General features: G+C 54.0%; 19 protein-coding genes. 15 read left to right on the top strand and 4 right to left on the bottom strand.

Going from position 1 to position 23,712, the window contains the following annotated elements; all coding sequences use genetic code 11:
* Positions 1-30 precede the first annotated feature (30 nt).
* From VH413_19065 to VH413_19085, 5 genes are all read left to right on the top strand, one after another.
* Positions 31-1,185 carry a substrate-binding domain-containing protein gene (locus VH413_19065; protein ID HEX3800803.1) on the top strand — a complete coding sequence of 385 codons (1,155 nt, stop codon included), beginning with the start codon at positions 31-33 and terminating at the stop codon, positions 1,183-1,185.
* Between the two features lie 377 nt (positions 1,186-1,562).
* The gene (locus tag VH413_19070; GenBank protein ID HEX3800804.1) at positions 1,563-2,123 is read left to right on the top strand and encodes an ECF-type sigma factor; all 561 of its coding nucleotides are present in this window, start codon (positions 1,563-1,565) and stop codon (positions 2,121-2,123) included.
* 74 nt (positions 2,124-2,197) lie between these two features.
* The gene (locus VH413_19075) at positions 2,198-4,738 is read left to right on the top strand and encodes a serine/threonine-protein kinase (GenBank protein HEX3800805.1); all 2,541 of its coding nucleotides are present in this window, start codon (positions 2,198-2,200) and stop codon (positions 4,736-4,738) included.
* Between the two features lie 194 nt (positions 4,739-4,932).
* Positions 4,933-6,591: a hypothetical protein gene (locus VH413_19080; GenBank protein ID HEX3800806.1), complete on the top strand. Its 1,659-nt coding sequence runs from the start codon at positions 4,933-4,935 to the stop codon at positions 6,589-6,591.
* A gap of 64 nt (positions 6,592-6,655) precedes the next feature.
* The gene (locus tag VH413_19085; GenBank protein HEX3800807.1) at positions 6,656-7,111 is read left to right on the top strand and encodes a hypothetical protein; all 456 of its coding nucleotides are present in this window, start codon (positions 6,656-6,658) and stop codon (positions 7,109-7,111) included.
* Positions 7,112-7,218: 107 nt separating this feature from the next.
* Here VH413_19085 and VH413_19090 read toward each other — a convergent pair whose 3' ends face one another.
* Together VH413_19090 and VH413_19095 are read right to left on the bottom strand one after the other, a co-directional pair.
* Positions 7,219-7,959: a thioredoxin family protein gene (locus tag VH413_19090; protein HEX3800808.1), complete on the bottom strand. Its 741-nt coding sequence runs from the start codon at positions 7,957-7,959 to the stop codon at positions 7,219-7,221.
* A gap of 214 nt (positions 7,960-8,173) precedes the next feature.
* Complete coding sequence (locus VH413_19095; GenBank protein HEX3800809.1) at positions 8,174-9,100, bottom strand: LysR family transcriptional regulator; 927 nt, start codon at positions 9,098-9,100, stop codon at positions 8,174-8,176.
* A 244-nt stretch (positions 9,101-9,344) separates the two neighbouring features.
* Between VH413_19095 and VH413_19100 the strand changes: the two genes are divergently transcribed.
* The 7 genes from VH413_19100 (at position 9,345) to VH413_19130 (ending at position 16,891) form a co-directional block, all read left to right on the top strand.
* A complete protein-coding gene (locus VH413_19100) occupies positions 9,345-9,785 on the top strand; it encodes a hypothetical protein (GenBank protein HEX3800810.1) in 441 nt (146 codons plus the stop codon).
* 235 nt (positions 9,786-10,020) lie between these two features.
* Positions 10,021-10,764 carry a DUF1559 domain-containing protein gene (locus tag VH413_19105; protein HEX3800811.1) on the top strand — a complete coding sequence of 248 codons (744 nt, stop codon included), beginning with the start codon at positions 10,021-10,023 and terminating at the stop codon, positions 10,762-10,764.
* 21 nt (positions 10,765-10,785) lie between these two features.
* Complete coding sequence (locus tag VH413_19110) at positions 10,786-11,514, top strand: hypothetical protein (GenBank protein HEX3800812.1); 729 nt, start codon at positions 10,786-10,788, stop codon at positions 11,512-11,514.
* Between the two features lie 280 nt (positions 11,515-11,794).
* Positions 11,795-13,345 carry a TolC family protein gene (locus VH413_19115; protein ID HEX3800813.1) on the top strand — a complete coding sequence of 517 codons (1,551 nt, stop codon included), beginning with the start codon at positions 11,795-11,797 and terminating at the stop codon, positions 13,343-13,345.
* The gene (locus VH413_19120; GenBank protein ID HEX3800814.1) at positions 13,342-13,623 is read left to right on the top strand and encodes a YtcA family lipoprotein; all 282 of its coding nucleotides are present in this window, start codon (positions 13,342-13,344) and stop codon (positions 13,621-13,623) included. Before VH413_19115 ends, VH413_19120 begins: the two co-directional genes overlap by 4 nt.
* 4 nt (positions 13,624-13,627) lie before the next feature.
* Positions 13,628-14,770 (top strand): biotin/lipoyl-binding protein, encoded by a 1,143-nt coding sequence (locus VH413_19125; GenBank protein HEX3800815.1) that lies wholly within the window; start codon positions 13,628-13,630, stop codon positions 14,768-14,770.
* Positions 14,771-16,891: an FUSC family protein gene (locus tag VH413_19130; protein ID HEX3800816.1), complete on the top strand. Its 2,121-nt coding sequence runs from the start codon at positions 14,771-14,773 to the stop codon at positions 16,889-16,891.
* 64 nt (positions 16,892-16,955) lie between these two features.
* Here the strand turns inward: VH413_19130 and VH413_19135 are convergent, their stop codons facing one another.
* Positions 16,956-17,831, bottom strand: a complete 876-nt coding sequence (locus tag VH413_19135; protein ID HEX3800817.1) for an NmrA family NAD(P)-binding protein — start codon at positions 17,829-17,831, stop codon at positions 16,956-16,958.
* Between the two features lie 211 nt (positions 17,832-18,042).
* Between VH413_19135 and VH413_19140 the strand changes: the two genes are divergently transcribed.
* Positions 18,043-18,168 carry a hypothetical protein gene (locus VH413_19140; GenBank protein ID HEX3800818.1) on the top strand — a complete coding sequence of 42 codons (126 nt, stop codon included), beginning with the start codon at positions 18,043-18,045 and terminating at the stop codon, positions 18,166-18,168.
* 40 nt (positions 18,169-18,208) lie between these two features.
* Here the strand turns inward: VH413_19140 and VH413_19145 are convergent, their stop codons facing one another.
* Positions 18,209-20,158: an NPCBM/NEW2 domain-containing protein gene (locus tag VH413_19145; GenBank protein ID HEX3800819.1), complete on the bottom strand. Its 1,950-nt coding sequence runs from the start codon at positions 20,156-20,158 to the stop codon at positions 18,209-18,211.
* 667 nt (positions 20,159-20,825) lie between these two features.
* Here VH413_19145 and VH413_19150 point away from each other — a divergent pair.
* Both VH413_19150 and VH413_19155 read left to right on the top strand, forming a co-directional pair.
* Complete coding sequence (locus tag VH413_19150; protein ID HEX3800820.1) at positions 20,826-22,436, top strand: DUF4118 domain-containing protein; 1,611 nt, start codon at positions 20,826-20,828, stop codon at positions 22,434-22,436.
* Positions 22,429-23,130 (top strand): response regulator transcription factor, encoded by a 702-nt coding sequence (locus VH413_19155; protein HEX3800821.1) that lies wholly within the window; start codon positions 22,429-22,431, stop codon positions 23,128-23,130. Before VH413_19150 ends, VH413_19155 begins: the two co-directional genes overlap by 8 nt.
* The last annotated feature ends 582 nt before the right edge of the window (positions 23,131-23,712 follow it).

Here is a 23,712-nt window from a genome sequence, read left to right on the forward strand (position 1 = left end):
GTTCATCACTTGTAATTACAAATCTGCCTTATGAAAACCCGGCACGCCCACAAGCATCTCGAAATCTCGCGGTATTTGCTTTCCGAAATTGCCAGTGGAAAATACACTGAGACCGACCGGCTCCCAAGTGAGGTGCAACTGGCCAAGCGATTTAAAGTTTCACGCCCCACCGCCGCCCGAGCCTTGCGCGACCTAACTACCGAAGGAATCATCGAGCGACGGGCGGGCTCTGGCTCCTATGTCCGCAACAAGGCCAACGCCGCACCCACCACGCGTCAAATCGGCCTGCTGATTCCTGGTTTGGGAACCACCGAAATTTTTGAGATCATCTGCGGCGAACTCGCCAGCCTCGCTCGCATCAGCGAATACTCCCTATTGTGGGGTGGCTCGACACATCCGCGCGTGGACAAGGATGGCAGTCGCGAACATGCCCGGGAAATTTGCGAACAATTTATCGAGCGCAAAGTCACCGGCGTTTTTTTCGCGCCCTTTGAACTTACCGTCGGCAAGGACGAAATAAATCGAAACATCGCCGACCGCTTCAGCGAGGCTTGCATCCCGATGGTTCTTTTGGATCGCGACCTCGCGGTGTTTCCCCAGAACGGTCATTTTGATTTGATCGGCCTGGACAATGTCGCCGCTGGCTACATGCTTGCGGAGCATTTGATCAAGCTTGGATGCAAGCGGTTGGCTTTTTTGATGCGCCCACTTTCGGCGCCGACGGTTGAGCGACGCTATGCCGGTGCGCGCGAAGCTCTGGCCCGCCACAAGCTGGAGGTCTATCCCGACTGGCTGCAAGTCGGCAATCCGCAAGATGAAAAATTTGTGTCCTCCCTCGTTGCGGGCAATAAATGGGACGCGGTTATTTGCGCCAACGACTTCACCGCCGCGCAATTAATCCGCACGCTCGAAAATGCCCGCTTCCATGTGCCACAGGATATTCGCGTGGCGGGCTTTGACGATGCCAAGTATGCGACCCTCGTGAGCGTCCCGATCACGACAATCCAACAACCTTGCAAAGACATCGCCTCGGTGGCCTTTCAAACCATGCTAAGCCGGGTGGCGGATCCCACCCTGCCTGCGCGACACATCATGCTTCCGCCGCGCCTTGTGGTGCGCGAATCCTGCGGCGCGTATCTGCGTCAAAAACATAAAATGGATCATCGCGAAGAACGGGGTCGCTAAATTATCGAACACTGCGGAGTTGGGCGTTCATCGTCTCTTAAACAACCCTATTTTACTTGAGTTCCCGGTAAAAATGCTCAAGCTCTGACGTCATTTCCAAGCTCCTCAAGAGGCTTCGAATGATTGCGGAATTTTTTTCAGCCGCATCAATAGGCAAATCAATTCCCGTCGTTTACGAATCAGAAAGTCAATGGCTTGTTTGCTGTTCAATAATGCGTTGTGGCACGAAGAAATATCCTCAATAAAATTCCCGCTGCCTTGCCAATTTCCTGGGATGATATAATGACAAGCTCAAGACCCGGCCAACGAACCGTGGATCTACAATTCAAATCCGGGCGTCATTATTTGCGAGTTTCAATTTCCGTCGCGCAGCGTTCATGAGCGAGGATTCAAATCTATTTGACCGGGCTGGGGCTTGCGATCCCCGGGCGGCGGAAAAATTGTTGCCGCTCGTCTATGCGGAACTGCGCCGACTGGCCGCGCAAAAAATGTCCGCCGAACCGCCCGGCCACACGTTGCAACCGACCGCGCTGGTTCATGAGGCATGGCTGCGGCTCGCGGGCGAAAAAGAATTCGCCAATCGCGCCCATTTCTTTGCCGCTGCCGCTGAAGCCATGCGGCGGATTCTCATCGAACGCGCGCGGCGGCGCATGACGGCCAAGCGCGGTGGCGGCGCGGAACGGGTGGACGCCGATGAAATCGAAATCGCCGCGCCCACGGTTGACGATGAGGCATTATTGCGGCTGGATGAGGCGCTCGAAAAATATTCGGCGCTGGATGCGCGCAAAGCGGAACTGGTAAAGCTGCGCTACTTCGCGGGAATGAATTACGAAGAGGCGTCCACGGCGCTGGGCATTGCCGTGCCGACGGCGAAGGAATGGTGGGCTTACGCGCGCGCGTGGCTCGCGGTGGAAATGCGCACAGCTCCGCCGAACTAAATTGCATAACAAATATGCGCGATTATTTCTCCATACTTTCCCGTCCGCCAAAGCGCATTGAAGGATAGAAACTATTGAGCGCACCCGAACAAACTACGCCCACGCCGCAACAACGCGAAGAAACTCTCTTTGCTGCTGCGTTGAAATTTCCGCCACCCGAGCGCGCTGCTTTTCTCAATGGCGCGTGCAAGGACAACCCGCCTTTGCGCCAGCGTCTCGACGCCTTGCTTGCAGCGCATGAGAGTGAAGATGCGCTACCGCAAACGCCTTTGGATTCATCGGACCTCAAAGCCAAAATCGAACCACCGGACGAATATCTCGGGCGGATGATCGGACGTTACAAGGTGCTGGAAAAAATTGGTGAAGGCGGTTGTGGTGTAGTGTATGTCGCCGAACAGACCGAACCGGTGCGACGCCAGATCGCGCTCAAGCTCATCAAGCTCGGCATGGATACCCGCGCGGTCGTCGCGCGATTCGAAGCCGAACGGCAAGCGCTCGCGTTGATGGATCATCCGAACATCGCGAAAGTTCTCGACGGCGGCACGACGGATACGGGCCGGCCTTACTTCGTCATGGAACTGGTGCGCGGGATGAAAATCACCGCGCTCTGTGACCAGCAGAAATTAAGCACGGCGGAACGCATCAAACTTTTCGTCCAGGTCTGCCAGGCAGTGCAGCACGCGCATCAAAAGGGAATCATCCATCGCGACCTCAAGCCTTCCAATGTTTTTGTCAGCATGCACGATGGCGTGGCGGTGACCAAGGTGATTGACTTCGGCATCGCCAAGGCCATCGGCAACGAGTCGCTTACGGACAAAACCATTTATACCGCGCTGGATCAATTCATCGGCACGCCCGCCTACATGAGTCCCGAGCAGGCATCGCGCAGCGGACTGGACATTGATACTCGCACCGACATTTATTCGCTGGGTGTATTGCTTTACGAATTGCTCACGGGCCGCACGCCGTTTGATACGAAGACGCTTTTGGATTCCGGCTTTGACCACATGCTGCGCATCATCCGCGAGGAGGAACCGCCGCGGCCGAGCAATCGCCTGAGCACGTTGCAGGCGGCTGAGATGACCACCGTCGCGCTCGCGCGGCAATCTGAACCACCGCGATTGATCCATGCCATCCGTGGCGACCTCGACTGGATCGCGATGAAGTGTCTTGAGAAGGACCGCACGCGGCGTTACGAAACGGCCAGCGCGCTTGCCGCAGACATCCTGCGCCATTTGGAGAACGAACCGATTGTCGCGCGTCCGCCCAGTGCTTCGTACCGTTTTCAAAAATTGGTGCAGCGAAATAAATTGGCCGTTGCGTCGGCGGCGATTGTTTTTCTCGCGCTTTTGCTTGGCGCGACCATCAGCACCTGGCAGGCGGTTCGCGCGATTCGAGCTGAACGCGAACAGACCCATTTGCGCACGCTTGCCGATGCGGGAGAGAAAAAAGCACGGACAGAAGCCGCGCGCAGCGAACAGACCGCCCGCTTTCTCAAGGACATGCTCCGCGGGATCGGGCCATCCGCCGCCCTTGGACGCGACACGACGATGTTGCGGGAAATTTTGGACAAGACCACGAAACGGGTGGACGCGGACTTGAAGGATGAACCCGAGGCGCAGTTGGATCTTCGCCTCACGCTCGCGCGCGTCTATTTCGATTTGCAGGATTATGCGACGACGGAAAAGATGTCACGCGAAACCTTTCAGTTGGCGCAGACGCATTTTGGCGACGCCAGCCCGGACGCCGCGGAAGCGTTGCATTGGCGCGCGATGGCCTTGATGCGGCTGCGCGATCTGGAAATTGCCGAAGGCGTCGCCCGCCAATCACTCGCGATGCAAACGAAGTTGCACGGCCAGGGCAGCAGTGAAGAAGCGTCCGTGCTGTGCATCCTGGGCGACGTTCTTCGGCACGAAGGAAAAAATGCCGAGGCGGAAACCGATTTTCGCCGGGCGCTGGCCATTCGCAAAAATCATTTCGGCGATGAAGACGATGAAGTCGCGTGGGCGCTGGAAGGTTTTGGCTTCGCGCTTTCCGCGCAAGGCAAGATGGACGAAGCGAAAACAGCCGCCCGCGAGGCCTTGGCGATCATGCGGAAAAATCACGGCGACGAGCATCCCTATACCAGCTTTGAATATTGGTGTCTCGGATCTTTCCTCGTGGACGGCACGCCGGATGAAGTGGCCGAAGCCGAAGTGGATTTGCGGAAGGCCATTGAGATTCAGGAAAAAACCGTCGGCAAAGGAAAATGGAGCCAGGCGTGGATGCATCACCATCTCGCCATCGCTTTGTCAAAACGCAACCAGCCGATAGAAGCGGAGGAACATTTCCGCGAGGCGCTGGACATCGCCAGAAAAGAAGGTCCTGATCGCTCGGACATGATCCAGTTGATCTTGGGCTACGTGACTTTCCTGCGGCACAACCAGCGCTCCGCCGACGCCCGCCCACTCGCCGAGGAAGCCGTCGCTATTTGCCGCCGTCATTCGAGCCATCTCTGGGCGTCAAGAACCCGGCGGGCCGTGACCGCGCTCAAAGGCGTGCTGGCTGAAACGGGTGACACCGATGCACTTGCGAAGTTGAATGTAGAATTTGCTCCCGCTTCCCGCCCCGATTGATCTTCCCGGTTCGCCGGGCTTAAACCAGCGCGGCGCGGCATTTTTCCAAGCAACTCGTCCTATCCTCAAACCGGAATAAAATATTTTAAAGATTTCGACCTACTTTCTGCGGAGGATTCGCGCATTGAGTAATGGAACGGCTCTCGAAGATTTCTTCAGGGTCATTCCATCAACTAAACCCAGTAAAACCGACTATGATCAAAACCAAAAAAATTCTCCTCGCCGTTGGGCTGTGCCATCTGCTTGCCCTGCCCGTCTTCGCCCAGGGAACCGCCTTCACCTATCAGGGCCGCCTAAACTCCGGCGCCGATCCGGCCAGCGGCAGTTATGACCTTCAATTTACCCTGTTCACAAACAGTTCTGGCGGCACCGCCGTTGCTGGTCCGATGGTCAACACAGCGACCCCTGTGAGCAACGGCCTCTTCACGGTGACTGTGGATTTTGGCCACGCCTTCACCGGCACCAGCAACTGGCTCGAACTCGCCGTGCGCACCAATGGCGCCGCAAGCTTCTCCCCGCCATTGACCCCGCGCCAGCAGGTGACGCCCGCGCCTTACGCCATCACCAGCGCCAGTCTTAGCGGTTCGTTGCCGACGGCGCAATTAACGGGAACCATCGCTCCGGCGAACCTCGCCAATGGAACCATCACCTCGAATTTGCTGGCGGCGGGCAGTGTGGGTTCGACCCAACTCGCTCCCAATATTGGTATTTGGAACCAGGCGGGCCCCATCCTTTCGTATGACGGCGGCAACGTGGGCATTGGTGTGTCCAATCCCACCGATGTATTGGATGTCACACTCGGCGGAATCATCGGAAACAACACGACCAGTGTCACCGAGCACGACCCAAGTAATCGGGGGACCAAAGTCAGTTTCGGCTACAAGGATGCTAATTCACAGGACTTCAACGGCATGTCGGCGGTGGTTGATCCTGGCCTGCAGGGCTGCGGCAATTCCGGCGACGTGCTCTTCTACACCTGGCAGTGCGATACTGCCACTACCCGTGAAGTCATGCGGATTAATGGCTTCGGCTTCGTCGGCATCGGCAACACCAATCCGATCTTCCCGCTTCAAGTCAATGGCGAAGTCGCGGCAACATCCTTCGCCGGCTCCGGCAACGATCTGACCGGAGTGGCCTTGCTTGGGTCCAAAAACACGTTTTCCACTGACCAAACGGTTAACGGGCAGGTTGTCGCTGGAGGCGCATCGGCGGCTCTCATGCTGGAGGATCGCTTTCACCCCGCCAATGGATTTGGCTGGCAATGGGTCTCGGATAATACCGGTTTGAACGCTTCACGCGTTGATGGCGGCGGCCCCACCGAACGATTTACGATCACCACCAACGGCAACGTTGGCATCGGGACGAGCACGCCAAATAGCGATTCCTCATTGCAAGTGAATGGCCTGGTGCGCATGGGTTCTGAAACCGGAACCTCCGAAGCGCCCACCCGTTCTATTTTGATACGTCGAATCAACAGCACTTCGAGCGCCGTCGGCCAGATAGTGGCGAGAGGTCTGACCTTTGGAGGGAACGTTATTACTTTGGAGCGGGATGGCACACCCGGTGGACTCGTACTTAAAGCAGGCCCGGTTGCCGGCGATGCGCAAATTGTTGGATTTGGGATTAATACCAGCAACACCATGGTACCTTTCCAAAATATTTTTTATGGAGCGGCGTCCGCATCCGTGCAGGTTTTCACGGACGCCCAAAAGATTTCCTATTTGCGACTCTCGTTTGGGGATGCCTTTAATCCGGCGGATTTTACTACCGTTGAAATGATGCGATTCGTTGATAATCTGGGTAATAATACGGCCAACTGGATAGGAACTGTCACATCCACAGTCAACCAGTGAGTCGCTCATTTTTCCTAAATGACACTTATGCGATCAATTCAACCTTATGAATGCTCGATTCAATATGTCTAAGTTGGCCCCAGCCTTCGCCCTTCTTCTCTTGGCGGCGGCCGGAGCCGATCTTCAGGCACAAACCTATACCGTGGACTGGCACAAAATCGCCGGTGGCGGCGGCACCAGCACCAACGCACAATTCACCATCACCGGAACCATCGGCCAGCACGACGCTACTGCCACGATGAGCGCGGGTGGTTTCTCCGTCACCGGCGGATTCTGGAGCATCATCAACCTCGTGCCCACGCCCGGCGCTCCCGCGCTCACCATCGTCGCAACCGGTCCGAACAGTGTGAAAGTTTTCTGGCTTGATCCCGCAGTAAACACCTTCACGCTCCAACAAAACATAGATGCGTCATCATCCGCCTGGACCACCAGCGGTTTGACTATCACCTCCATAAACGGCACGAACAGTGTCACCCTTACTCCGGCGGCGGGAAACTTATTTTTCCGGCTGAAGCATTGAGGGGTAAAATACGTGCGTGATGAAATCGTCACGCCGGTTTTCATTTCCTTCAACCGCTCAAAACGGTTGAAGGAAATTTCGTCATTCTTGCGGACGGCTTCTTGTGCTCAATGTTGCCCCAGCCTTAGCTCCTGCGTTTTTCCCGCTACGACGATCAGCACGGAATCGTCATGCACTTCCTTCAACGTGACGGCAATGCGTTCGTCATGCACTTTCACCTTCGCAGTTTCGCCGATCGTGAGTAATTGATCGTTGATCATCACCATTCGACTATCTTTGGCGCCCGAAATGGCTTTGAGAACGAGATCGCCATAATGATTCGGCGACGCGGGAGCCACCGGAACAAACGCAGGTGCCGCGTGCCGAGACGCTTCAGGAGCGGAAGCCACCGGCGGCGCAACTTCGCGATGGCCGACGGCAGGAAATTTTTCGAGTGACGCGATGAAATTTTTTGGCCCGCCCGGCACATAACCGCTCTGCCCGATCTTATTGCCCATCGCGTCCAAAAGAATGATCGTGGGATAACCTCGTATCCCGTATGTTTCGGCCAGCTTTTGATTGGAAGCCTGCTGTTCCGCCGGCAGTTCCTTGTGACGCGGAAAATCCACTTCCACCATCAGCAAATTATCCTTGGCGTAAGCGGCAAATTCCGGCTGGTCGAAAACCTCACTCTTCAATTTCATGCACCAGCCGCACCAATCCGAGCCGGTGAAATCCAGCACCACGATTTTATTCCCGCCCGTTGCGTCCAGCAATGCGGTGCGGACATCTGGTTCCCAAGCCAGACCGCCCAGGGAAGTCCGAACCAACAGCACGCATATCCCGAACCCCAACAACCATTTTTTCATAAATATTTTGAGACTTACAACCACCGGATTGTCTCAAAAAAAGACAAACAGCCTCGCTTAAAAGAGACCCGATTCAAAGCAGCGACATCCGTGCCAGAAGAATTCAGAAGTTTGTCAGCAGACTCAACCGCAGTTCATCCGCGCAAGAATGATTGGTATTGTTTTGAGGCACTTGAAGTTCGCATTTTTCTGGCAGTTTGTGACGCGTAAAGCCTTAAGCTTTGACAAGTGCCTTTTCAAATAGCTTGATAAGTTTTGGAAAATCAACCCGCATTTTTTCGATTCGCTTATTCCAAATTAAAGTAATGTGGCCATCGTTCTTCTGAAACGACTGCATTGAAGCAGGCAGTTCAATTTGGCGAATGTCCTGTAATTCCGCCGGAGTAAAAGCACTTGTAGGAAGAATTGCCGCGTAGCCTTCCAACACCGCACGCCGGGCTTGAGGAAAGGTAGAACACAGCAGACGAATCTGAAGATTTATTCCTTTCTCTTTGGCTTGGTCGCAAAATTCATCAGTATATTTCTGAACCAAAGCCAGGGGATGATTAGCGAGGATAACCTCAACGTCCCGTTGCTCGGGATCTGTAGATTTCTGGATAAAAAGAGCGTAATTAAGGTGGTGCTTGAGTTTCAAAAATCCTAATCGGCGGGGGCGGTCCTGTTCGCGAATCAAACCAAAGTCTAAAGTAAAATTCTCGACCTTGCTCACTACTTCTGCGGATCCGAGATTAAAAAGTTTAAACGTATAGTCTGTCAAATCAGGCCGTATCTGTTTCAGTCTCGGTATAAAAAACCATTGCATAAGCCGATCGCCGGCTCCGATGCTTACCTCCTGATGTTCGTCGCAGTAAGATTTGAAACAAGCGAGGCTTGCAGAAAGCTCCTCTACCGCTGTCCGCAGCCGATTCCCTGAGAATGTAAGCTTCCAGCCTGAACCATTTGACTCACAAAGAGGTCTTCCGAAGCCCCTCGATAGTTCCTTGATTTTACGCCTGATTTTATCTTCCTGTGCTTGAATTCCACGGCTCGCGGGGCCGGGACCACCCGCATCGGCGGCGGCCTTGAATGCAAGCAGACGATCTAAAGTCATCCAAGTCTCAACATCAATGGTGCTGCTTCCTAGATTGCCTTTTCCATTCATTCAAGAAATGAACCCCGGGGCGTCACTTTTTGCAATTCGAATCTTGGGCTTTCGTTATGAATAATATCGCATTGAGGAGGGAAAATGTTCTTGTTGAGAGAACAAAAAAATATGGTTTTGTAAACGCAAGATATGAGCAGGCGAAAATAAAGACTAGATGCGCTAGTGAGCAAAATTAAATAACACTAACCTCCAAAATTTTCGCCGAGTTCATAAGAAAATAAACCAACAGAATAATAAAACCATGAAGCCAACTAAATTAATCCCTTATATCGCCGCAGTCGTCGTCCTTGCCAGCATTGCGGATACTCAAGCAAGTTTTTTCACCAAAGCGCGTAATGCCGTTACTCATCCCGCCCAAATGGTCGTGAAAAAGCTTGACCAGATCGGAGATTTTCCAAAAAAAGTGGACTCGGCGGCTGATGCGGCAAAAGATGCGGCAAACCAAACTTCTCAAGCGGCTCAAGCTACTTCAGAGCATGCAAATTCTGCCCTGGATGCAGGAACCGACGCGGCAAACAAAATTGGGGCTGCCACAGTCAAGGTCGCGGATCAGACTCATAATCTCCTCAAAAAACTTCAACTTCCTTTGCAAGTTCTTGCCTGGGGCCTGGCGGCGGCCGCGACAGCAAAAGCAATTCAGTATGCGTTGTTCCTCTGCCGCTCCGTTCTTGCCAAAGTGTAAATGTTTTTTTAAGAGTGGTGGTCGAATGACCTTCAAGCGAGGCGCTATTGAATTAGGGCAAGAAATTCAATAGCGCTTCGCGTTTTACACATGCCGAGTGCGCGGTCTTTACTGATAAATCGCGCTGGTGCTAATGCCGTTCCTGGAACAAAGATTGCCGTTCTCAAGCAAGATTTTCTTTCCGTTTTTAGATGACGATGTAAACAGAGAATCAAGAAGTTGGGCTGATAAACCTATGAGACCTGCTTTATATTTGAACACTCGCCGAAGGGTCCGCGCCGCGCTGGCCTTCACGTTGATTGAATTGTTGGTCGTCATTGCGATCATTGCGATTCTTGCGTCGTTGCTGCTGCCCGCGCTGGCGGCGGCCAAGGGGAAGGCCAAGTCCATCTCTTGCAATAATAACTTGCGCCAGTTGATTCTCGCCGCCCTCCTCTACGACGACGATCAAAAGGTTCTGCCAATCGGATTCCCCTCGTCTCAAACCGGCGCCATCGGAAACACGATCTGGTATAACGCGCTCCAACCCTATTTGGGCAGGAAGGCCAATACTTCAACTACGACATTCAACGTGGCGACCAATAAGGTGCTTCTTTGCCCGGCTTGTCCCAACGGCGGTCCCTTTGGTTATCTTACTTACGCCCAAAATAATTACATCAATGCCGGTGCGCCCAAGCTGATGTCGCTCGCGGCGGATATTCCGCATCCGAGTTGGACCATGTTGTTCGCCGAGACCGATGGCTATGACGCCTGTTCCTATGCTGATAACGACCCCTATGGGGGGAATATTTGTTATCGTCACAGCGGAGGAAACGAACATAGCGTGTTTTCCACCGACCCGGTTGAGGGCGGCGTAGTGGGTCAGAAGCCCAAGATTGGCCGCGCCAATTTAGTATTCCTGGATAGCCACGTCCAACTGCGCAATAATTCACCATCAAATGTCTTTGATCCTCAGACCCTGAATCCATCCCTGCAATAGCCCGGGGATGATTATCACATAATGTTTACGTTGCTCCTGGTGGCCTTGGCGGTGTCTGGTGTGGGTGCTTTGATACGCCGCCGTTCGCAGACCTTCGGCCAGGTCCTGATGGTGGCTGGCATCGTGTCCCTGGCGGTTATCTCGGTTCTCCAAATTCGGCAAATTGTATTCCCACCGCCGGAGAAGACTCCCGATCGCGGTGGCATGGCGGTGGGTTCCTGCCTGGCTAATTGTGTTATCGGTGATCTGGCGGACCAGAATGGCACGGTCATCCTGCTCTTCCCGCTGCAGTCAGTCATGGACGCAGACACGGAGCAAAGCTACGAAGATGGTTTCGTGATGCCCTTGCGCCACGGACACACCACTTTTCATCTGAAAGCTATCCATCTCGAAACAAAACCGGGCAAGACTGGTTATGACGTCGCGGCCTTTCAGCAGGTTTTGGAAAAAGCCCCGGACGCATTGGCGATTGTTTCTTACGCCGGTGTTCCAGCCGACTTCAACAACCTGTTTTCAACCGGGCAGGCGAAGGCTCCGCATTTCTATGTGCTCGACTCCGAAGGAACGACAAATTGGCTCGGCCCGTTGAAAGACGGCCGTATCCGGGCTGTGGTTCTGCCTCGTCCCGGAGCGGACTTGCGCGCCCGGGCGGAAGTGAGAGGCCGGCCGGAAGACATCTTCGAACAATTTTATCTTCTAGCCACGCAGGAAACCGCCGATCAAGTCGCGGCTCAAATCAGTAAAAAATAGCCGTGCTGCCACGGCTCAGTGGGATTGATTCAAACCAGCCTTCCGAGCAAATCTTTTCGCTCGTACCGGGACGCGGTTCCAAGGCCGCGCGAACGCTTGCCATGCTATTACGTCGAAGCAAAAAAAACTGAAAGGCGATTGCGAAAATATTTAATCTGACAAAAAAAAACTTCTGGTTACAGTTGAAGCTTAATTGAACGCGGGTTGCGTCCAGTCTTCAGGCGGAAAATTTATTTGCGGTGCGGAGAAAATTTTCAGTTCGTGAGCCTTACGAAATCAGATGAACTTTTTTAGATTGGGATATTTCGCCATTCTGCTTTTTGCCTTCGCCTGCATGGGTGATACGATGGCCGCCAGGGCCGAAAGTGACGCTTCGCCGTCCGATTCCACCGAGGCGCATTCGTCGGAAATGATCAAAGGTGTCCACGCTCCGGCCAGTTCGACGCAACAATGGCAGCCGCCGGACCTGCGTGGCCTCGTAGCGCAAATCAAATCCAAGCCGCAACTCGAAGCGGAGGCCGGGAAGGAATATAGCCTGGTGGAATTGGTTGATTTCGCGGAACGGGCGAATCCCGAAACCAAGGTGGCGTGGGAAGAAGCGCGGCAAGCAGCGGCGGCGGTCGGGCTTGTCCAGAGCGAATATTTCCCGTTGCTGGCGGTGAAAGCCTCGGCGCTGTATGCGCGCGAACCGGTGCCGGTCCCCTTGACGGCGACTGAGGCCGGATTTCTGGACGTGAAGGATCAATATGTGGAACCGGTGCTATCGCTGGAGTGGTTGTTGCTGGATTTTGGGCGGCGCAAATCCGCGGTGACGGGAGCGAAATTCCGGCTGCTGGCGGCCGATCTTGGTTTTAATGCGCGGCATCAGCAAATCGTTTTCGGCGTGCAGACGGCTTTTTACGAACTGGCCAAGGCGAAGGGAAAAATCGTGGTGGCCCATTCTTCGCTGGATGCCGCTGTCAAAGTTAAAGAGGCGGTCGAGGCCCGGTCAAAGTCAGGGCTGGCAACGTCGCCGGAGGTTTCACAGGCGGAGCAACAGGCCGCGCAGGCAGCGTTCGATTTGGAAGAAGTCATCGCCAAAGAAAGAGATGCGCAAGTGGCGCTGGCGCAAATCATCGGAGTGACGCCCACGATTCCGCTGCAAGTGGAGGATTTTTCAAGACTGCCATTGCCGAATAACCTCGCGGATACCGTTGAGCAGGTCATTGATCGGAGTTTGGAGCAACGGCCGGATTTGCTGGCGCAGGCGGCGATCATCCGGCAACGCGAGGCGGAAGTTAAAAATGCGCAAGAGGCGTACTATCCCACGCTGTCGTTTCTCGGACAGGCGGGAGGCACTTTTGATCGCGCGGAGGTGAATGTCGAGGGGACTCGGCTTCCGTGGGTTTCGACGGAGCAACCGATTTGGGCGGTTGGGCTGGCGTTGAATTGGAATTTATTTGATGGCGGCGCGCGAAAGAAGAAGTTGGAACTTGCCCGCGCCAGCCGGGACGCCGCGTTGCGTTCGCTCGAAGATTCGCGGGACAAGGCGATTTCCCAGGTGTTCCAGTTTTACACGGACACAAGACTGGCGGTCCGGCGGCTGGACGTGGCGGGCACGCTTGTGGAGGCTTCGCAGAAATCCTACTCGCAAACATTTGAGTCGTATAATAACGGACTCAGCAGTCTGGTGGATTTATTGAACGCGCGGCAGGGATTGAGCCAGGCCGAATATACCCTTTTGGAAACCCGGGCCGCGCTGCTGGAATCCACCTCTGCCCTCGCCTTTGCGTCGGGCGATCTGGGACCGGATTTCGCGGGGAAGGTCAAAAGCAAGAGTGAAAAACCATGAGAATTATAAAATTGCCCGCCGTTGGCTTGCGCTTGGTGTTGGGGAGCACGTTGCTTTTCCTAACGGGTTGCCGCGGAGCGCCTTCCGTCAATATACTGGGTTCGTTTTTTCCGGGATGGATGGTGTGCGCGCTATTGGGCGTCATTGGGAGCTATATTTTCAAACAAATTTTTGTGATGACAAATATTGACGCGGGATTCAAGCCGCGTCCGCTCGTGTATGGCGCGCTCTGGGTGTTGATCACCTTGTCGTCGTGGCTGCTTTTTTTCAGGAGCTAAATTTATGGAAGAGAATGCAGAAAAAAATTTAAGCCCTGTTCGCAAAAGCATCGGGCGAGTGGTTGGCATCGTCATTATTATCGCGGCAATAGTTGTCATGGTGATGGCGATTTGGATTTATGATAATCGTCCTCAAACTGATGACGCGACGTTGCGGGCGAATTTCATTGGGGTCGCGCCGCAAGCCAGCGGTCATGTCATTGATTTGCGGGTGAAGGATAATCAAGTCGTGAACAAAGGCGATGTGCTTTTTGTCATTGATCCACGGCCTTACGAACACGCTCTTGCCAAGGCCAAGGCCGCTCTCGTTCTAAGTAGAAAAGAAGTCGAGGGACTTCAGCAAGCATTGAAAGTTGGCGACGCCTCGATTTCGCGGGCCGAAGCGCAACGCTTCGCCGCGGAGGCCACGGTTGAACGTGCCGAGGCTGAAGCCAAGGATTCGCAGGATCATGTGAAGCGGCTTGAACCGCTGCTGACGAAAGAATTCGCGACGCTCGATCTCGTCGAGGCCGCGCGGACACGCCAGCAGATGGCCGACTCGGCAGTGAACGAAGCCAAGCGAGAATTGGCGGCGGCGGCGGCAGGACTTGAACAAGCGAAGATGGATCGCATTCGCGCGGACGATGCCATCGGGCAGGAGGGCGACTTTAATGCTCGCATCGGCGCGTCCGAGGCCGAGGTGCGGGAAGCCGAATTGAATCTCGAGTTTTGCACCGTGCGCGCGCCGTTCAGTGGAAAAGTTGTCAACCTGAACATTTCCCTCGGCGAATTCGCCCGGGTGGGCGTTGATTTATTTACGCTGGTGGATACGAGCACGTGGTACGCGGTTGCGAATTTTCGCGAGACCCAGTTGAAACATATTGCCGAAGGCGATTCGGCAGAAATTTATCTGCAATATCGCGGCGGAAAAAGATTCAAGGGAAAAGTCGTGGGCCTGGCGTGGGCCGTCCTGCCGGAATACGGCACGGCCGCGGCGGGTCTGCCGAATGTTCCGAGAAACCTGGATTGGGTCCGGCTGGCGCAACGATTTCCCGTGCGGGTGGAGATAACTGATCCGGATGACAACTTCCGCATTGGCGCTTCAGCCGTGGTGACGATTGACGGACGTCATCAACCCGCCAGGGACTCGGCCAACCGCCAGAATTAAATGCCTTCAACGACGACCACATTTTCGCTGCCGAAGTTTGAGGGCGTCGGCCTGATCGAATTTCTTCGCCAGGAATTGAAACCTTTTCCCGGACGATGGCAGTCCACGGTGAGGCTCACCCTCGCGTGTTTGGCTGCCACGATTCCGATCATGGTGTTTCATTTGAAACAACCGGTTATCACGATGATTCTGATATTCCTGATCGCCGGTGGAGACAAGACGACCTCAGTCCTTGGGTTCGTGCTGTCCATGGTCGGAGTTACGATCGGGTGCGCGTGTCTTTTACTTTTTTATGTCACGGTCGTGGATTTGCCGTGGATGAGAGTAATATGTATTCCGCTATTCATCGCTATTTGTCTGTTTATCAACCGTATTTTTACGATGGCGCCGCTGGGAACCGCGATAAGTGTTCCGCTGGCGATTGGAATGGTGATTCCCGACATCACCTCCGACTCGGAATTTCTGAACCGCTTTCCATTTAATCTGTGGTGGGCGGCCTTGTTGGGATTGAGCGTCAGTTACATCGCTCATCTGTTGCTTAACAAAGACACGTCTCAATCCGTATTGATGCGTGGACTTTTCGCGCGGCTGGATGCCGTTGAAAAATCTTTACGGCGCATGGGCACGGGCAAAGCCAAGGACGCGCCCGATCCGGTATTGATCCGTCTGGCTGTGGAAGGAATCGTCGAGCCCCTTCATCTACTGGCCTTGGCGGGAAAAATTGAGCCGTGGCTCAAGCAGCATCAGGCGGAACTCCGGGCCAAATTCGTGCTTGCCGATCGGCTGGTGGAATCGGCCGCGCTCTTGGAACAACACAAAAGCATTCACTTTGATGAATCCATCGAGCAACGCCTTCTGAACGTCGCCGATGCTTGCCGCGCCTGGCAGGTTGCGATCAAACAGGGGATAAAAATGGAAATCTCCGTGGCTCAAGCTCAACGCCCGCCTTCAAAAAATTCGACTCTAAATCCCGTTACGCTATTGGAGATGGAAAGAGTGGCGGCCTTGATGCCGTTCACCTTCAGAAATGACGATCTGCCAGACGAATTAAAACCGCCGCCGGAAAAGAAAAAAGGAAGTCTGCTGGTTCCGGATGCTTTCACGAATCCTGAATATATATATTTTGGAGTCAAAGGAGGCGTGGCTGCATTGATCTGTTATTTGATTTTTACTTCCGTGAAATATGAGGGGATTGATACCGCCATCACCACCTGCGTCGTCTGCTCGCTGGCAACCGTTGGTGCGAGTGTGCAAAAAGGGATTTTACGAATCGCCGGGGCGGCCGTCGGCGGTCTGCTGGGCTTCCTCACCCTGGCGTACGTCTTTCCGAACTTGGATTCACTCGGCGGGTTTTGGTTCCCGGTTGCGGCAGTCACCGGCTTGGCGGCGTGGGTCAATTTCGGAAGTGCGCGCATCGCCTACTGCGGTTTTCAAATCAACTACGCGTTCTTCAACTGCGTGCTGCAAAGCTACGGCCCCTACACGGAATTGCGCGTCGTGCGCGACCGCCTCATCGGCATTCTCCTTGGGCTTTTGGTGTACGGATTTATCAATGCCCGATTGTGGCCTGTGAGCGCGGTGCAGAAAACCGAGGAGAAAATTGCCGATACGCTGCGCCTGCTGGCGAAAATGATATTGCTCAATGACGATGGACTGGACCCAAAACCACAACTGGCAGAAGCCTACAGCATACGATTGCAGTTGTATCAACACCTGACTGGCGTTCGGCAGCTTCTCGAAAGTTCGAAATTTGAAGGGAATAAGTCGCGGCGCGAATATCTGGAAAAAGTGCGGGACGATGTGGAACTGATCTTCCTGCGCATCCTGGCCATCATCCAGCATCGGGCAGATTTGCGACCGCAAATGGCGCCTGCACTCGTACGCGTAACCGCGCTTCGGCTGAAGGCACTGGCGAGCGAAACCTTGCTCAAGTTTGCGAATCGTATTGAAGGAAAAACCGCTGCTCCCCTCCCCGACTTGCCAGGGGCGATGGATGGACTCGCGCGCGCTGTCAGTGCGGAAATCGGCACGGTAACTGACGCCGATAACGCCAACAAAATTCTAGCACGGCTGGCCCTGTATTCGGAAACAGTTTTAATCACACAAAATATGACCCGATAGTCGTGGCTTAAAAAACAGTTTAGTCTCAAGACCGAATTGGTTTTTCGATCAGAAAATCAATTAACTATTTAGCGGCATCATCTTTGGCAACCAAATCTCTGATAACATCCTGAAGCGTTATGCTTCCGGTTAAGTGTTCCGTAAGGCCGCCTTCAAAATCAATCCAGCCTTCGTTAAATCCGTCCAGCATCCGAATCCGTGGCAGCGGATTTTTCATTCCTTGCGACTTAAAAAGCGGCTCCCAGGATTCATGCGGCACAATTTCCGCCCGCTCCGGCTTGCCCAGGAGCTTGGCGAACGTGGCGGCAATCTCATTAGGCGTCACCCGCCTGGGTCCTTCCAACTCGACGATGCGGCGGCCATTCCACTGTTCTTGAATAAGTTTGGCTGCCGTCTTGCCGATGTCGGCCGTCGCCACCATCGGCACGGGCTTATCAAGCGGTTGAATAAAACTTGGAATCACGCCACGTTCCCGCGCGGGGCTCACATCCCAACTGCAATTCTCCATGAACCAGGCGGGGCGAAGGATGCTCAACGGCATGGTCAAAGAGCTGATCGCTTGTTCGATGATGGTATGTTGGCTGAGAAGATTTGATTGGCTCGCCTGCGCTCCGATGGTTGAAAGATAAACCACTCGCGCCGGGCGCGCGGCTTCCAGTGCCGATTTCAAAGTTGCTCCGATGGCCCGCGCCTCGGGGAAATCCGGCAGCGGATCGAAACTCGGCGGAACCACCACGAACACGCCCTCACATCCGCGAAAAGCTTCGGTCAAGGCGCTGGCGTCGTTTATATCGGCAACCACAAGTTCCACACCGGCTCTTTCCCAATGCGCTGCTTTGGCCTTGTCGCGCACCACGCCGCGCACTTTTTTTCCGGCGTTGATCAAGGCCCTTGCGGTTGCACCTCCGACCTTTCCAGTGATTCCAGTTATGGCATACATATAATTCTCCTTCGTAATCGTTTTGTATTTATTTCTCAAAGTCCGCGCCAAGCGCGATGGTAAAGGCAATCAAATTCGTAAGCCAATCCTGTTAAACTTACTTGCTGATGAACTTGCCCGGAAAATTTGATTCGCCCTGAATAAAGAGAAACGGCCGGTTGAATCTCACTCAAAATGATTCCTTCAGGGCGGTGAAGATTGCTGGACCGCAATGCCATCCGGAACTTATACGTTCGCCCAATTAAGCGCCGCCTATCCCGCCAACTTTCCATTGACATGGGTGGCGCAGCCCGGCGGAACCGCTACCAACGGCGGCAGTATCACCGTATTGCTATAAACCATCGTGCTCCGATTTCGCCTGCCGCAGCCTGGAATGGCTACCACACGCGGATCATCACCACTCCGTGGCGCGGAACATTGGCCGTGAACGAATCCGCAAACTTCCCCAGATCGCGTTGCCGCCAGAGATCGCGCACTTTGTGTTTGCCGTGCAGGCCGAGCGTTTTCCAATCAGCCCGCACGTCGGCGGCAGCCTCACTCCGATTGAAAAGACCAATGGCTTTGGAACCGTCCTGCATTGTTTTGGCCCACACTTCGAAATCTCCGTCCTCGGCCACGCGTGCCGCCTCTTTTCCCAGCGGGTCCTGATTCACCGCGAGGACTTCGTCGTTGGAAAGCAGGTTCAACGTAAAATCATCCAGTTGCGACATATCGCAACCGATGAGCAACGGCGACGCCAGCAGACACCAAAGGCTGATATGCGTGTATTGCTCGTTGGGCGTCAGATGCGTCGGACGAAGATTTCCCCACCCGAGGCGTCCCACGACCAGCATGTCGGGATCGTTCCAATGCCCCGGCCCCGCGTAATCTCCGTGGCCGTTCTGATTGAAACCGATATTCGCCATGCTGCCCCACGAATCCGAAATATCACCCGTCGTGCGCCAGCAATTCCCACCCACCTGCGCGCCCCACTTCCAGACGTCGCCCATTCCGTATTGGCAAAGGCTGAACACGATGTCGCGATTCACCGAGTCCAGGGCGGTGCGCATAATTTTGTATGGCTTCATCAACCGCTGTTGTTCCGGGAGCGTTTTATCCTGGACCTGCTCGTAGGAGCACCAATCGTATTTCAAATAATCAAATCCCCACGCGGCATACTGCTGCGCGTCGAGCTGTTCGTGCTGCCAGCTCGCTTCAAACCCCCCGCAAGTTCTGGGTCCGGGCGAGGAATAAATCCCGATCTTCAAACCCTTGGAATGGACATAATCCGTAAGCGCCTTCATGTCGGGAAATTTTTTGTTGGACTGGATGCGCCCCTCCGCGTCGCGCGAGTCTTCCCAGCAATCATCAATGTTGATGTAAGTCCAGCCGTGATTGATCAATCCGCTGGCCACCAAAGCGTCCGCCGCGGCACGCACCTTCTGATCATCCACCGCGCCGGCAAAACAATTCCAACTGTTCCAGCCCATTGGCGGAGTCAGCGAAATCTCCGGGCCGCAAACAATCCGCAACGCCGCCTTGCTCGCGCCGAGCCGGTTTTCCGCGCGCAAAGTGAGATCATAATTGCCGGGCTTCGACAGCGAACCGGTGAGTTGTCCGGTGGCCGGATCAAACTGCAGTCCTTCGGGCAAATGTCCACAGGAGAATTTCATCGGACGATCACCCGTGGCTGGCACGGTGAAGAGAACCGGGTGGCCGGGGCGCACGCCGAAAACCCGCGGCCCGTTGATGCGTGGCGTGGACGGCGCGGTCGGCGTCAATATTACAGCCACCTCTCGCGGAGCAGCTGCGGTCACCGGTGCCGCGCCGCTGTATTCAAATTTGGCCTCCGCCCAATCCGCGTGATCAAAACTAATCCCGTCATTGGCATCGCCGACCCGCAAGAGAAGCGTTTGGATGCCGCTGAGTGGCACCTCCACCGCCTTGGCGGGTTCACCGGCCTTCATGACCCCGCTGCGCCAGAGAATTTTGCCATCGCCAATGACAAAAAATTCAATGCTGGCAAGACTATTGGTTTCTTCCGAGTCCAAGCCGACCAGGCTGCTGAATTTGTTCCCGGAGCCATGAAGATCAACATAGAGCGCACTGACCGCATGTGTGCCCAAGCCGCGGTCAAACGACTGCTTGCCAATGCGCAAGGAATGTCCGTCCACGGATTTATCCTTTTGTGGCTGGCCCCAGTCCTGCGAAGTATTGCTGAGGTCCAGTTCATCCAGCCAGACGGTACTCGCTTTGAGTTGCCCGGCGCTCAGGAAAATAATCGCGGCCAACGCCAGGATACGGCCCCGCGCAAAAGGAAATGAAGTTAAGATATTCAAGCCAGACATAATTGTTGATTCCGCAACGGCGATGCAAACCATAAATTCGGACAAGCGCGCCCCGTTATTGCGGGAGCGCTTGCCATTAAATAAACGCGAACGATCTGCTGATTAAGCTGGGTGGCCGGAACAACTCATTCTTGGCGTTTAACAATAGGAGTGCCTGAGCATTTATCGCTTTGGCCATCTGCTTTTTCTAGGTGAGATTCAGGCTGGGTTTTGTTACAAATATCTGGAACAGAAAAAAACGTGAATTCAAATGGGACTGAGGTAAAATGCGGACGTGATCGAAGGAAGCAGAGCTGAACAGGAAATCGCACAAGTGGAAAGACAAGCTCAAAATCCACCAAAATCCGTTCAACTTCTCATGGCTGCGGTTGGTTCAGGGCGCGCGGCTGAAAAAATCGTACAGCGGGCTTCAAATTTAGCCGCGACCTTAAAATGCCCGTGGATTGCCGTATATGTGGATGTGCAGTCACCCCTGCATGGCGGAGATCAGATCCAGATCGGAAAGGCGCTCGAATTGGCGAGGGAATTGGGTGCTGAGGTTATCACGGTCACGGGAACTGATCTGGTAGGTTGTTTGTTGCGGGTGGCACGGCAGCGCAACGTGAGTCAAATCGTTATTGGAAAATCCGGCGCTTCTATCAGGAGATTTTTCCGGCACGATCAAGTCTTGAACCAGCTGATTCGCGAGAGCGATGACCTGGAAGTTCACGTGGTGAATTCCGGAAGCAAGGTTCGCGAGTCAATGCCGCCGCGCTGGCAGGATTTAAAGGAATTTACCTGGTTCCAATATTTGTTTGCCGTGGGTGTGATTGTTGCGGTGACGTTTGCCGTGATGTCATCGGGTTCGTGGATCGGCCCTCCCGAAGCGGCTGCTTTAATCTTTCTGCTGGCGGTGGTGGTGTTGGGTTCGCTCTTCGGGCGGGGGCCGACTCTCGTGGCAGCGTTAACGAGCGCACTGCTTTGGGATTATTTCATCCTGCCCCCCGTCTTTAAATTTAGCATTTCCCGTTTCGGTGATGCGCTGGCATTTGGAATGTACTTTGTCGTCGCCTTATTCATGGGGCACCTTACCAGCCGCATCCGGGCGCAACAAAAAATTGAAAGCCTGGGCGAGGAGCGAGCGACGGCCCTGTATTTATTGACACGAGAATTAAGCGCCGCCGCGAATCTTGATCAGATTATTCGACGGGCGGTGCTTCAATTGGAACAAGTTTTTCAAGCTCAATGTGCCGTTCTGTTGGACGCTTCGGTTAATGAAAAAAAACAAAGGCTGCATTGGGCCAGCACGTTCACGCCCAGTGAGGAAGGCCGGCGCGCGGCGAATTGGGTTTTTGAGCATTCCCAAAACGCCGGTAAATTCACCAGCCATTTTCCGCTCGCGGATGCCTTTTATATTCCACTCATTAGCACCCAGGGTGTTCTCGGTGTCGTGGGGCTGCAATTCACGCAAGCCTTTCCTCCAACCGTACACCAATTAAATTTGCTGGACGCTTTCGTGGAGCAAATCGTGCTCGCGCTTGATCGCAAGCGGCTGAATGAAATTTCCGAACGCGCAAAAGTCCTCGCTGAGTCCGAACGGCTCACGAAGACGCTGCTGGATTCCATGTCCCACGAAGTCCGAACACCCATCACGGCGATCATGGGCGCCACCAGCATCCTGGCAGAACTGGAAAAGGACGATGGACACGCGCTGCAAAGAGAGATGGTCGGCGAGATACAGGAGGCCACGGGAAGATTGAACCGGCTGGTTGGAAATTTTCTTGAAGTGAGCCATTTGGAATCGGGCACGGTCAAGCCGAACATGAATGACTGTGAGGTGAGTGATTTGATCTACACGGTGCTGGCGGAAATGGAGAAGGAACTCGTCCGGCATCAAGTTAGTGTTGCCGTGGCGCCGGATTTGCCACTAGTCTGGATGGACTTCGTGCTTATGCAACATGCGTTGACTAACTTATTGTCCAATGCCGTCCTCCATACTCCCGCCGGAACATTGATAGAAGTGTCCGCCCGCATCGAACACGGCGCCCTCGATATTATTGTCGCCGATAGCGGTCCAGGAATTCCCGCCGCTTCCCTGGACAAGATATTCAACAAGTTTTACCGCGCCCCCAACGCGCCGGATGGAGGCACCGGCCTTGGCCTTTCTCTGGTGAAGGGCTTCATGGAAGCACAAGGCGGCGTGGGAACAGCGGAAAATCGGGCCGAAGGCGGAGCAAAGTTTATCCTGCATTTGCCGCTGAAAGAAAAAATGATTCCTGTGGAAAAAATCTATGAGTGATGCGGCACGCCAGCTCCCATCGTTATTAGTCATCGAAGATGAAGTTCAGATCCGGCGCTTATTGCGCGGTTATCTCGAGCGGAATGGGTTTAATATCATTGAAGCCGCCAATGGCGAAGCGGGGCTTTCCAGCGCGCTTTCATATCAACCGCAACTCATCCTGCTCGATCTTCGGCTGCCCGATATGGATGGGCTGGAAGTACTCAAGCGATTGCGCGAATGGAGCCAGGCGCCTGTGATTGTCATTTCCGTGCGAAGTCGTGAAGCCGACAAAATCGCCGCGCTGAATGGCGGCGCGAACGATTATCTGACAAAACCTTTTGGCACTGGTGAACTGCTTGCCCGCGTGCGAGTCGCGCTGCGTTCGGCCAAACCGATGAACAAGCCAGAGCTGTTTCGCTCGGGACCGCTCAGCGTGGATTTGCCCACCCGCACGGTCACAGTGCAAGACCGAACGGTCCGGCTGACTCCCACAGAGTATTCACTGTTGCTATTCTTCGTTCAACACGCCGGCAAAGTGCTCACACACGACCAGATTTTACGCGAAGTTTGGGGTGAGGAGAAATTGGATGAACTTCAAACCTTGCGCGTTTACATGTGGCACCTGAGAAAAAAACTGGAGCCCAATCCCGAAAAAGCGGAATTACTGATCACTGAACCGGGCGTCGGGTATCGGCTTATGGTGCGGGATTGATTCGCGCACAAAACTGCCCACCGACTTTGTTGCCGGGCCCGCACAAAGGACGTCGCGGCATTTTCGCCCACAGAACTCGACCCGGAAAGCAGGATCGCCAACCCAGTTTACCACTTCGTCAATTTGGGTTCCTGAAAATTTGAATCGCAGTTTCCCGAGCTTTTCAAGGAGTGTTGTCTTCGCCCAGGTCGCACCACCGCTTTGCAAAAGCAATGATAAGTTGTTTCCGAATCACCGGGAGATATTAATCTTTTTTTGATGCCATATTAATAAGCCTATAACCTCATTACTCAACCCGGTCTATAAATCTCCTTCAAATGCTCGTTTAAAGACTAGATTCTTTATTTATTTTTAATATTGGATTAATCTTTTTTTTAATGTTGCCTATCCATCTTTTGATGACGCTTTGTATACCATAACAGTCGCCGCATACATTGATAAAAGGCCTTTAAACAAGGGGTCGCTTAAAGGTTTAGCTTTGTTATTATTGAGGTTTTAGTGGCCTAAGAAATACGACGTGTTTGATGAACTAAAAACACCAAGCTGTTCAAATTGCGCCAAAACTTTTTTAGAGATAGTTGA

Source organism: Verrucomicrobiia bacterium, from assembly GCA_036268055.1.
Taxonomy (GTDB): domain Bacteria; phylum Verrucomicrobiota; class Verrucomicrobiia; order Limisphaerales; family Pedosphaeraceae; genus DATAUW01.

Excerpts from the sequence above, each read along its gene's own strand:
- VH413_19105 (HEX3800811.1), top strand. The coding sequence starts at position 10,021 with ATGAGACCTGCTTTATATTTGAACACTCGCCGAAGGGTCCGCGCCGCG.
- VH413_19120 (HEX3800814.1), top strand. The coding sequence starts at position 13,342 with ATGAGAATTATAAAATTGCCCGCCGTTGGCTTGCGCTTGGTGTTGGGG.
- VH413_19070 (HEX3800804.1), top strand. The coding sequence starts at position 1,563 with ATGAGCGAGGATTCAAATCTATTTGACCGGGCTGGGGCTTGCGATCCC.
- VH413_19135 (HEX3800817.1), bottom strand. The coding sequence starts at position 17,831 with ATGTATGCCATAACTGGAATCACTGGAAAGGTCGGAGGTGCAACCGCA.
- VH413_19065 (HEX3800803.1), top strand. The coding sequence starts at position 31 with ATGAAAACCCGGCACGCCCACAAGCATCTCGAAATCTCGCGGTATTTG.
- VH413_19115 (HEX3800813.1), top strand. The coding sequence starts at position 11,795 with ATGAACTTTTTTAGATTGGGATATTTCGCCATTCTGCTTTTTGCCTTC.
- VH413_19085 (HEX3800807.1), top strand. The coding sequence starts at position 6,656 with ATGTCTAAGTTGGCCCCAGCCTTCGCCCTTCTTCTCTTGGCGGCGGCC.
- VH413_19145 (HEX3800819.1), bottom strand. The coding sequence starts at position 20,158 with ATGTCTGGCTTGAATATCTTAACTTCATTTCCTTTTGCGCGGGGCCGT.
- VH413_19130 (HEX3800816.1), top strand. The coding sequence starts at position 14,771 with ATGCCTTCAACGACGACCACATTTTCGCTGCCGAAGTTTGAGGGCGTC.
- VH413_19095 (HEX3800809.1), bottom strand. The coding sequence starts at position 9,100 with ATGAATGGAAAAGGCAATCTAGGAAGCAGCACCATTGATGTTGAGACT.
- VH413_19155 (HEX3800821.1), top strand. The coding sequence starts at position 22,429 with ATGAGTGATGCGGCACGCCAGCTCCCATCGTTATTAGTCATCGAAGAT.
- VH413_19140 (HEX3800818.1), top strand. The coding sequence starts at position 18,043 with ATGCCATCCGGAACTTATACGTTCGCCCAATTAAGCGCCGCCTATCCC.
- VH413_19090 (HEX3800808.1), bottom strand. The coding sequence starts at position 7,959 with ATGAAAAAATGGTTGTTGGGGTTCGGGATATGCGTGCTGTTGGTTCGG.
- VH413_19110 (HEX3800812.1), top strand. The coding sequence starts at position 10,786 with ATGTTTACGTTGCTCCTGGTGGCCTTGGCGGTGTCTGGTGTGGGTGCT.
- VH413_19080 (HEX3800806.1), top strand. The coding sequence starts at position 4,933 with ATGATCAAAACCAAAAAAATTCTCCTCGCCGTTGGGCTGTGCCATCTG.
- VH413_19100 (HEX3800810.1), top strand. The coding sequence starts at position 9,345 with ATGAAGCCAACTAAATTAATCCCTTATATCGCCGCAGTCGTCGTCCTT.
- VH413_19125 (HEX3800815.1), top strand. The coding sequence starts at position 13,628 with ATGGAAGAGAATGCAGAAAAAAATTTAAGCCCTGTTCGCAAAAGCATC.